Origin of the sequence: Nocardia sp. BSTN01 (assembly GCF_015354405.1) — a bacterium.
In the GTDB taxonomy this organism is placed as follows: domain Bacteria; phylum Actinomycetota; class Actinomycetes; order Mycobacteriales; family Mycobacteriaceae; genus Nocardia.
The window spans coordinates 68,865-80,010 of the sequence record NZ_JADKYP010000011.1; the positions used below are offsets into that span (position 1 = coordinate 68,865).

Sequence of the window (11,146 nt, forward strand, 5' to 3'; positions counted from 1 at the left end):
CTCCTTCGTCGTTTTCCGAGGGCTGCCGCCGAGCTTCGCGCCGACGCGAACCGGTTCCACCCGGCTTGTAGGCTCGCGAGCAGATCGGCGGCGAGAGAGGATCCGGAGGCACTGTGCGCGTACTAGTCCGGCAGGTCGGGGGCGGGCTCGGGGAGGCTGTCGTCGGGGCGGTGGTCGCCGCGCTGGTGGCGGCGATCGGGCTGACGGCGATGTCGGCGGTGCAGTGGCCGGCGTTCAACTCCTCCAATGTGACTCGGGCGCTGACCACCGTCGGGCAGGCGGGGGCGGCGGTGCTACTGGTGCTCGCCATCGTGCTGATCCGGTTGCACCGGTGGCCGTGGGTGGCGAAAGTGCTGTCCTGGGCGGGTATTTCCGCCTTCGTCACGGTGACGCTGGGAATGCCGCTCGCGGCGACCAAGCTGTATCTGTTCGGCATTTCGGTGGATCAGGAATTCCGCACCGAATATCTGACGCGACTCACCGATACCGCCGCGCTGCACGATATGACCTACGCCGACATTCCGGCGTACTACCCGGCCGGGTGGTTCTGGATCGGTGGACGTGTCGCGAACCTGCTCGGCCTGGCCGGGTGGGAGACGTTCAAACCGTATGCGATCGTGTCGCTGGCGGTGGCCTCGGTGCTGGCACTCGTGTTGTGGTCCAAGCTGATTCGCTGGGATTGGGCGGTCGCGGTCGCGGCGACGACCACCGCGGTGATGGTGGCGTTCGCCTCCCCCGAGGCCTACAGCGCCGTGCTGGTGATCCTGTTCGCACCAGCGATGGTGCTGGCGTGGGGTGCGCTGTACCGGCCCGCCGAGTTCGGGGCGGCGACGAGGTCGGCCGGCGCACCGCGCACCGCGGGCGGCTGGGGCGCGGCGATCGGCGCGGGCGCGTTCCTCGGACTCTCGGCGATGTTCTACACGCTGTTCTTCGTGGTCGCCGTCTTCACCGTGGTCCTGATGGGCCTGGTCGCGTGGGCGACCCTGTGGTGGCAGCAGCGCGAGATCGCGGTGCATCAGCCGCGTGCTCCGCGGCTGGGCGTCTTCCGCCTGCTGTGGCCGATTCTGCTGCGCCTGCTCGTCATGGGCGTGATCGCCGCGATCCTGGCCCTGATCGTCTGGGGCCCGTATCTGGCGAAGGTGCTGACCGGGCACCTGCCGGAATCCAATACCGCCCTGCACTACCTGCCGGAGTCCGGTTCACGGCTGGCCTTCCCGATGTTCGACTTCTCCGAACCGCTGCTCGGTGCGCTCTGCCTGCTCGGCACCGTCTGGCTGGTGGTGCGGGCGGCGAGTTCGCGACGAGCCCAGGCGCTGGGCATCTCGGTGGTCGCGATCTACCTGTGGTCGCTGGCTTCCATGCTGGTCACGGCGGCCGGTACGACCGGTCTGGCCTTCCGGCTGGAACCCATCCTGCAGGTGCTGCTCGCCGCGGCGGGCGCGTTCGGATTCGTCGAGGGGGCACGGGCGATCTACCAGGCCGTCGACGAACCGCGGCGGTTCCGGGCGGCGACCGGGGTGGTCGCTGTCCTGGGTGCGCTCGCGTTCACTCAGAGCATCCCCGGCATCCTGAACGCCGAGATCACCACCGCCTACACCGACACCGACGGCAACGGGGTGCGCGCGGACAAGCGCAGTCCCTCGGCGGTGTCGTACTACGGGCGCATCGATCAGACCCTCATCGAGCAGACCGGGCGACCGCGTGACGAGACGGTGGTCCTCACCGCCGACACCAGCTTCCTGTCCTACTATCCGTATTTCGGTTTTCAGGCGCTGACATCGCACTACGCCAATCCGCTCGCCGATTTCCCGGCCCGGGCCGCCGAGATCAAGCGCTGGAGCGAACTGAAATCACCGGCCGAGTTGATCGAGGCGCTGAACCACTCCCCCTGGCGCGCGCCGGACGCCTTCCTGTTCCGCCGCAGCGGCGAGAACTACACCCTGCGCCTGGCCGAGGACGTCTATCCGAACGATCCGAACGTGCGCCGCTACACGGTCGAGTTTCCGGGGACCCTCTTCGCCGATCCACACTTCCGGATCACCGATATCGGACCGTTCACCCTGGTCGTACGCCACTGACTCCCGCTGTGGATAACGCTGTGGAATTTCCCCATTCCTGTGGATAACCATCGCTCATCCGGCGCTGCTCCGCTCCGGATGGGTACGGTGGGTGGCTGATTGTCGGCCGAAGGAGTGTTTTACCAGTGGTGCAGGGCGGGCCAGCGGTTCCGAACGAGCAGCGTCCGGGGGTGAGCGCGGCCGTCCTGTCCGAGGGGCCCGAGCTGCGCATCCCGGAGCCGGGACTCGCGGGCAGACCCTCCTGGGGCGCGCGCCTGCGCGACCGTGTCCTCGCCTCCCGGCCGGATCTGGTGGTCGCGGCCGTCTACCTGGCCGCCGCCGTCTACGTCCTGTCCGGGCAGTGGCGCGATACCGCGCACGGATATCTGGTCGCGAGCGGCCAGGACCAGTCGATGTGGGAGTGGTTCTTCGCCGAAACCGCGCATGCGGTGATCCATCTGCACAATCCGCTGGGCACGAATCTGCAGAACTATCCCGACGGCGTGAACATGATGGCCAATACCGCCATGTTCGGCGTCGGTATCCCGTTGACTCCGGTGACGGTGCTGTTCGGCCCGACCGTCACCTTCGCCCTGGTGCTGACGCTGGGCCTGGCCGGAACCGGTTTCGCCTGGTACTGGCTGTTCTCCCGGGAGTTGGTGCGATTCCGTTTCGCCGCCGCGCTGGGCGGCGCGTTCTGCGGCTTCGCACCCGCGATGATCTCGCACGCCAACGCCCATCCCAATTTCGTCGGTCTGGCGATTCTGCCGGTGCTCGCGGTCCTGGTGATCCGGATGGCGCGCCGGGCCGGGCGCGACGAACCGGTGACGCGGGCGCGGCGCGCGCGGGAGGCCGTGGTGCTCGCGGTCCTGGTCGCGCTCCAGATCGCGCTCGGCGAGGAACCGCTGCTGATCTTCGCTCTCGGGTTCGGCCTGTTCGTCCTCGTCTACTACCTGCATCGGCCGCGCACCGGGCTGCGGGTGGTGCGTGCCGTGGCGCCGACCCTGGCGCTGGCCGCGGTGATCACGGTGGCCGCTACGGCGATTCCGCTGTGGTGGCAGTTCTTCGGACCGCAGAGCTACCGTTCCATCGATCACGGGCCGATGGGCAACGACCTGGAAGCGCTGATCGAATTTCCCTCGCGATCGCTCGGCGGCGTTTTCGCCCCGGGTAAGACCCCCGCGATCAATCCGACCGAGGAGAACGCCTTCTTCGGCTGGCCGCTGCTGGTGTTGACCACGGTGACCGCGGTCTGGCTGTGGCGCTCGCGCAACCGCGAATATCGGGTGATTCGCGCGGCCACGACGGTGATCGTGGTCTACAGCGTCCTGTCGCTGGGGGTCTCGCTGCGGATCGGCAGGTCCGATACCGGGATCACGCTGCCGTGGCACTGGCTCGACCAGGTGCCACTGCTGAACACCGTGCTGGAGACCCGCTTCACCATGGCGGCGATTCCGGCGCTCGCGGCGATCCTGGCGCTGGGTACGCAGCGCATCCTCGACTACGCGCGCAGCAGCACGAACGATCTGCGGCCGGTGATCTGGTTCACCGCCGTCGCGCTGGCGCTGGTCCCGCTGATACCGACCGTGCTGCCGGTGACCCATCGCGATCCGACGCCGCGCTTCTTCACCGACGGCACGGTCGACCGCTACGTCGGCGACGGGTCGGTCGTGATCGCGCCGCCCCCGACCCGGCTCGACGCCCAGCCACTGAACTGGCAGGTCGATTCCCATTTCGACTTCCCGCTGGCGGGCGGCTATTTCGTCGGGCCGACGGCCGACAAGAAGGGCCGCTACGGACCCGACGATCGGCCGACCGCGACGCTGTTGATGCGGGCGCAGCAGACGGACCGAATCCAGCCGGTCGATGCACGGGCACGGGCCCGAGCTCTGGCCGATCTCGCCTACTGGCGCGCCGATGTGGTGGTGCTGCCGCCGACCGAACACGGCGGGGCGATCCGCGCGACCCTCGACCAGCTGCTCGGTATACCGGGGCAGGTGGTCGACGGTGTCGTCGTCTGGGATGTGCGCGGACTGCGCTGATTCGCGCGGCGGTCGATGGCGACCTCCGCGGTTACGCTCGCTGCCGCCTCCGGGCCCGTCGCTGCGGTCGCTTAGCATCGCTGGGTGCGCGCAGACTCTCCGGCGTTTCCCCGCATCCGCGTGGTCGCCCTCCTGTCGGGATTGATCGCCGTCGCCCTCGCGGTGCTCACACCGCTGCTGCCGGTGCGGGAGGATCGGGCGAGCCTGGATTGGCCGCAGCCGCAATCGGTCCCGGTGAACGCGCCGCTGGTGTCGTATGTGCCGCTCACCGTCGACGCGTCGCTGCCGTGCAGCGCGCTGCGCGAACTCCCCAGTGGCACGGTCTTGTCCACGGTGCCCGCCGACGCGCCCAATGCCTCCGCGAAGGGCCTGGTCGCCAAGGTCGCCGACGAGCCGGGTGGGCGCACACTCTCGGTGCGGCTGCGCGATATTCCGCTGCTGTCGGCGCCGCTGGCCGAGGTGGGTGGCTGCGCACGGTTCGTCGTCACCTCCACCGCGCAGGCCACGACGGCCGAATTCACCGGTGTCACCCGGCAGGACGGCACACCGTTCACCAATACCGTCGGCGGCGATGTGCGGCCCCAGATCGTCGGCGTCTTCACCGATCTGACTCGTGAGCAACTCGGTGACGCCCATCTGCACGCCGCCATCGACTCGCGCTTCTCGTCGACGCCGAGCGCGCTGAAACTGGCCGCCATCATCGGCGCGGTCGTCTTCACCGTCCTCGCGCTGATCTGCCTGCATCTGATCGATACCGCCGACGGGCGACGGCCGCGACGCTTCCTGCCTGCGCACTGGTGGCGGGTCACCGTCGCGGATGTGGTGGTGCTGGGCACGCTGGTGGTCTGGCATGTGATCGGCGCCAATACCTCCGACGACGGCTACATCCTGAATATGGCCCGGGCGTCGAAACATTCGGGCTATATGGCCAACTACTACCGCTGGTTCGGAGTCGCCGAGGCGCCCTTCGGCTGGCCGTACGAGGTGCTGGCCTGGATGACCCGGGTCAGCGACGCCGGCTGGTGGATGCGGCTGCCGGCGCTGCTGGCCGGTGTGCTGTGCTGGCTCGTGATCAGCCGGGAAGTGCTGCCGCGCTTGGGTTCTCGTGTCCGCCGTGACACCGTCGCGCTGTGGACGGCGGGGCTGGTGTTCCTGGTCGCCTGGCTGCCCTACGACAACGGCCTGCGCCCGGAACCGCTGATCGCCCTGGGCGCGCTGCTCACCTGGTGCTCGATCGAACGCTCGATCGCGACCCGGCGACTGCTGCCCGCCGCGGTCGCGGTATTGATCGCCGCGTTCTCGCTCGCCGCGGGGCCGACCGGTCTGATCTGCATCGCCGCTCTGGTCGCCGGCTCGCGACCGGTGCTGCAGCACATCATTTCCCGCGCCCGCGGCGGCGATTCGGCCGGCGCGTCGATACTGCGGTACGGCGCCTTGCTCGCGCCGGGTGCGGCCGCCGGAGCGCTGGTCCTGGTGGTGGTTTTCGCCGATCAGACCCTGGCCTCGGTGATGGAGGCGACCCGCGTCCGCAAGATCATCGGACCGAATGTGGCCTGGTTCGACGAACGGACTCGCTGGGATTCGCTGCTGATGCTGGCGCCGGACGGCTCACTGGCCCGCCGGTTCGGCATTCTCGGCATGCTGCTGTGCCTGCTGGTGTGCGTCCTGGTCATGTTGCGCAAGAACGGCCGGATTCCCGGCACCTCGAAGGGGCCCTCGGCCCGCATCCTCGGCATCGTGTTCATGTCGCTGCTGCTGATGATGTTCACTCCGACCAAGTGGACCCACCACTTCGGCGTCTATGCCGGATTGGCCGGTTCGCTCGCGGCGCTGACCGCGGTCGCGGTGGGTATCAACGGAATTCGGGCCCGCTACAACCGCTCGCTGTTCACGGCGGCGGTGTTCTTCCTGCTGGCGATCACGTTCACCGGATCCAACGGCTGGTGGTACGTCTCCAGTTACGGTGTGCCGTGGTACGACAAGGCGCCGCTGATCGCGGGTAAGGGACTCTCGACGCTGTTCCTCGGACTCGCGGTGCTGTGCCTGCTGCTGGCGGCCTATCAGTACTACCGGGAGCCGTATCGAAAGGCGGACGGCCGCAGGCGGTTCGACACGTGGGCGGTACAACCGCTGACGATCGCGGCCGCGGCCATGGTGCTGTTCGAGGTCGCCTCCCTCGGCAAGGGCGCCATCACGCAATATCCCGCCTATTCCATCGCGAAGTCGAATATCCGTGCGCTGGGCGGACATCCGTGCTCCCTGGCCGATGCGGTCCTGACCGAAACCGATACCGCCGATTCCCTGCTGCAGCCCTACTCCGGTTCCGCGGCGGACGCGCTCGGCGCCGACAGTACGGGTTTCGACCCGAACGGCGTGGCCAAGGATCTGACCGCCGACGCCGAGGAGACGACCACCGGCGGCGCGAATTCGGTCACCACCGATTCCGCGAACAAGACCACCCACACCACCACCGCGGGCACCGGCGGCGGTACCACCCAGCAAGTGGGCGTCAACGGCAGCACCGTCGCCCTGCCGTTCGGGCTGGACCCGGCCCGCACCCCGGTGATGGGCAGTTACACCACCGGCACCAAACAGCAGGCGCATCTGACCTCGGGCTGGTACCGGATGGATCTGTCCGGCGCCCGTCAGGATCCGGCTCGCAAGGTTCTGGTGGTCACCGCGGCCGGGCGGATCAAATCGGTGAATGCCGACGGCGTGGTCACCTACGGCCAGGATCTGCGCGTCGAATTCGGCGACCGCGCCGCCGACGGCACCGTGCGGCCGCTGGGCTCGTTCGTACCGCTGGACATCGGCGGCGCGCCGTCGTGGCGGAATATGCGGGTGCCGCTGGACCGCATTCCGGACGGCACCAACGCGGTCCGGATCGTGGCGGTCGCCAACGACCTGACGCCGCGGCAGTGGCTGGCGGTCACACCGCCCCGGCTGCCGAAGCTCGCCACCCTCGATTCGGTGGTCGGACACACCGATCCGGTCCTCGAGGATTGGCACGTCGGCCTGGCCTTCCCCTGCCAGCGTCCGTTCGACCACAAGGACGGCGTGGCCGAGGTGCCGAAGTGGCGGATCCTGCCGGACCGGGTCGGCTCCGACGCCTCCAACGCCTGGCAGGACGATATCGGCGGCGGTCCACTGGGCTGGACAGGTTTGTTGCTGTCGGCCCAGACCATCCCCGCCTATCTGAACGACGACTGGGGCCGGGACTGGGGTTCGCTGGAACGATTCACCCCCTACGTGCCGGAGGCGCGACAGGCCGACGTCGGAGTAACGGTGCAGACGCGCTGGGGCTGGGCCAAGGATGCGCCCATCAAGGTGAAATAGCGGGGCGTGAACAACGTCACTCTCAGTGTGGGCAGATAACATCACCATCCGTGCCCGACGCCGCAACAGCTGTCTTGACCAAACCGACGGTCGCCGAACCACCGGTGACGTCACGCGATTTCCGCACCGCCCGGCTGATCGCCGTGATCGCCGGTCTGCTCGGCGCGATCTTCGCGCTCGCCACCCCGTTTCTGCCGGTCCAGCAGACCACCGCCGAGGTGAACTGGCCGCAGGGCGGGACCATCGGCAATGTCGAGGCGCCGCTGATGTCGCAGGTCCCGGTGGATCTGCGGGCCTCCATCCCGTGTTCGACGGTGGCACAGCTGCCGCAGGGCGGGATGCTGCTCAACACCGCGCCGCCGCAGGGCGACCGGGCCGCGCTCGAGGGCATGTTCGTGCGTGTCACCAGCGATTCGGTCGATGTGGTGGACCGCAATGCGATCGTCGCCTCGGCGAAGCGCACCGAACTCGACGGCTGCACCGCGATCACCATCACCTCCGATATCGACCGCACCTATGCCCACTTCGAGGGTCTGACCACACAGGTCGAGCGACCCGCCGCCGGCGGTGGCACCGAAACGGTGACCGTGCCGGTGGACGGCGCCCTGCAGGGTGATCTGCGGCCGCAGGTGGTCGGCGTGTTCTCGGATCTGAAGGGTGCGGCGCCGGCCGGGCTGTCGTTCCACATGACCGTCGATTCCCGCTTCTCGTCGTCGCCGACCGTGATCAAACTGGTCGCGATGCTCGCCGCGGTGCTGTGCACACTCATCGCGCTGGTCGCGCTCGGTCGCCTGGACACCAGCGACGGCCGCGGTCACCGCCGCTTCTTCCCGGCGCACTGGCTGAAGCCGACCTGGGCCGACGGCGCGGTCCTCGGCATCCTGCTGGTGTGGCACTTCATCGGCGCCAACACCTCCGACGACGGCTACATCCTCACCATGGTGCGCGTCGCGCCGCACGCCGGTTATCTGGCCAACTACTTCCGCTGGTACGGCGTGCCGGAGGCGCCGTTCGGCTGGTACTACGACGTCATCCAGATCTTCGCGCAGATCTCCACGGCCAGCCCGTGGGTGCGTATCCCCGCGCTGTTGTGCGGAATTCTGTGCTGGATGGTGATCAGCCGCGAGGTGGTGCCGCGCCTGGGCCGCAGCGTGCGCACCTCGAAGGTCGCGCTGTGGACCGGCGGGCTGGTGTTCCTCGCCTTCTGGCTGCCCTACGACAACGGCCTGCGTTCCGAGCCGATCGTGGCGCTGGGCGCGCTGCTGACCTGGGTGTCCATCGAACGGGCGATCGCCACCGGACGCCTGTTGCCCGCCGCCGGCGCGGTATTGGTCGCGGCGTTCACCCTCGCCGCGGCGCCGACCGGCCTGATGTGTGTGGCCGCGCTGCTCGCCGGTATCCGCCCGCTGGTGCGAATCGTGGTGCGTCGCAAGCGTGATCTGCAGGCACGTGCCGGAAGTGGCTGGCGCGCTTCGGGGTTCGTCTCCTCACTACCGTTGCTGGCGCCGATCGCGGCGGCCGGGTTCCTGGTGCTCACCGTCGTCTACAGCGACCAGACCTTCGCCGGTATCCAGGAGGCCAACCGGGTACGGCGCCTCACCGGCCCGAACCTGGCCTGGTACGAGGACTACCTGCGCTACTACTACCTGTTCGTCCAGACCGTCGACGGTTCGGTCTCGCGCCGGTTCGCGTTCATCGTGATGATTCTGTGCCTGATCACCACCGCCCTGGTGTTGTTGCGGCGCAAGCAGATTCCGGGCATCTCGAGCGGTCCGACCTGGCGATTGATCGGGGTGGTCTGCGGAACCATCTTCTTCATGATGTTCAACCCGACCAAGTGGACCCACCACTTCGGTGCGTACGCGGGCATCGCGGGCGCGCTCGCGGCGGTGACCGCCGTCGCGGTGTCGGCGACGGCGCTGCGGTCGCGCAAGAACCGCTCGATCTTCCTGGCCGCCTTGCTCTTCGCGCTGGCGCTGTCGTTCTCCGGCACCAACGGCTACTGGTACGTCTCGAGCTACGGCGTGCCGTGGTTCGACAAGACGGTGTCGCTGCACGGATTCCAGTCCAACACCATGATGCTGGTGCTGTTCGGGCTCGCGCTCGCGGTGGTCGCCTGGCAGGCACTGCGCGAGGGCTACGCCAAACCGCCGGAGAGTTCGAAATCCTCGCGCGGCAAGCGTATTCGCCGGTTCGCGGCCATTCCGCTGACGTTGGTCGCCGCGGCGATGGTGTTGTTCGAGGTGCTGTCGCTGGCCAAGGGCGCGGTGACCCAGTACCCGGCCTACTCGCTGGCCCGCGGCAACGTCGACGCGGTCGACGGCAACCGCTGCGGAATCGCCGACGACGTTCTGGTCGAGTCGAATTCGAACCAGGGCCGGTTGAATCCGATCATCGATCCCGCGCATCCGCCCAAGGACAACGATCCGCTGGCCGGTGCCGACCCGACCGGCTTCGATCCCAACGGCGTGCCGACCGATCTGAAAGCCGATGCGGTGGAGGTGAAGCCGGGCACCGGCAACACCTCCAACCAGTCGGTGGGCGCGAACTTCGCCGAGGGCCAGAACGCGGGCACCGGCGGCGGCACCACCAAGGAAGCCGGTGTCAACGGCTCGACCGTCGCACTGCCCTTCGGCCTCGACCCGAAGACGACGCCGGTGATGGGCAGCTATCAGCAGGGCCTGCAGCAACCCGCGCATCTGACCTCGAGCTGGTACGAACTGCCCGCTCGGTCGGCGGATTCCCCGCTGGTGGTCATCTCTGCGGCCGGTCGCATCCTGTCCTTCGATCAAACCGGTGCGTTGCAGTACGGCCAGGACCTGAAGCTGGAGTACGGCAAGCGCCAGCCCGACGGTTCGGTGAAGTTCGAGGGCAGCTACGTCCCGCGCGATATCGGCCCGGCGCCGTCGTGGCGCAACCTGCGCGTTCCGCTGTCGGAGATCGCCGCGGACGCCGACGCGGTGCGGATCTCGGCCAATCGCAATGTGCTGATCGGTGACCAGTGGCTGGCGTTCACACCGCCGCGGGTGCCGAAGATGGTCACGCTGAACAGCTTCCTCGGATCCGAACAGCCGGTGCTCGAGGACTGGGCGGTGGGCCTGCAGTTCCCGTGCCAGAACCCCTTCCCGCACCGCTACGGCGTGGCGACCATGCCGAACTATCGCATCCTGCCCGACCGACCGCTCGCGGTGAGCTCGACCGATACCTGGCAGGCCGAGGAATTCGGCGGCCCGCTCGGCTTCACCCAGATGCTGGCGGGGTCCACCACGATCCCGACCTACCTGAAGGACAACTGGGCTCGGGACTGGGGCACCCTGGAGCGCTACAACCGGTACTACACCGACGCCACCCCGGCGAAGATCGACACCGGTACCGCGACGCGCTCCGGATTCTGGAGTCCGGGGCAGCTGCGCGTGTTCTGATCGGTAGTCCCGACGAACGACGGCGGGCGGCGCACATATCGTGCGCCGCCCGCCGTCGTCGTATGCGGCGATGTGGGGTTGCCCGCCCTACACGTCGACGTGTTCGATCCATTCGTAGACGGGGAGATTGCCTTCAGGGGTGTCCTGGCGGCGTGGTGTGGATTTGAAGCGTTCGTAGCCACCGGCGTTCTGCACGCGTAATTCGATGCCGGGTGGGGTGATGGGAACGATGCGGTGCGGCAGGTCGGCCGGCCCGCCTTCGAGTACAGCCTTCGGTGAGCTACCCATA

Annotated in this window: 5 protein-coding genes; 4 read left to right on the plus strand and 1 reads right to left on the minus strand. The window is 68.3% G+C overall.

All coding sequences use genetic code 11. The features are described from left to right. Positions 1 to 113 precede the first annotated feature (113 nt). The 4 genes from IRT45_RS12440 to IRT45_RS12455 all read left to right on the plus strand — a co-directional run bounded on the left by IRT45_RS12440 (position 114) and on the right by IRT45_RS12455 (position 10,857). Positions 114 to 2,078 (plus strand): galactan 5-O-arabinofuranosyltransferase, encoded by a 1,965-nt coding sequence (locus IRT45_RS12440; protein ID WP_309240915.1) that lies wholly within the window; start codon positions 114 to 116, stop codon positions 2,076 to 2,078. Positions 2,079 to 2,248: 170 nt separating this feature from the next. Next, a complete protein-coding gene (locus tag IRT45_RS12445) occupies positions 2,249 to 4,099 on the plus strand; it encodes a DUF6541 family protein (RefSeq protein ID WP_194805997.1) in 1,851 nt (616 codons plus the stop codon). 84 nt (positions 4,100 to 4,183) lie between these two features. Further along, positions 4,184 to 7,435, plus strand: a complete 3,252-nt coding sequence (locus IRT45_RS12450) for an arabinosyltransferase domain-containing protein (protein ID WP_194805998.1) — start codon at positions 4,184 to 4,186, stop codon at positions 7,433 to 7,435. A 50-nt stretch (positions 7,436 to 7,485) separates the two neighbouring features. Then, a complete protein-coding gene (locus IRT45_RS12455; RefSeq protein WP_194805999.1) occupies positions 7,486 to 10,857 on the plus strand; it encodes an arabinosyltransferase domain-containing protein in 3,372 nt (1,123 codons plus the stop codon). Positions 10,858 to 10,944: 87 nt separating this feature from the next. Here the strand turns inward: IRT45_RS12455 and IRT45_RS12460 are convergent, their stop codons facing one another. Beyond that, a complete protein-coding gene (locus tag IRT45_RS12460) occupies positions 10,945 to 11,145 on the minus strand; it encodes a DUF5988 family protein (RefSeq protein ID WP_036497026.1) in 201 nt (66 codons plus the stop codon). Position 11,146: the final 1 nt, after the last annotated feature.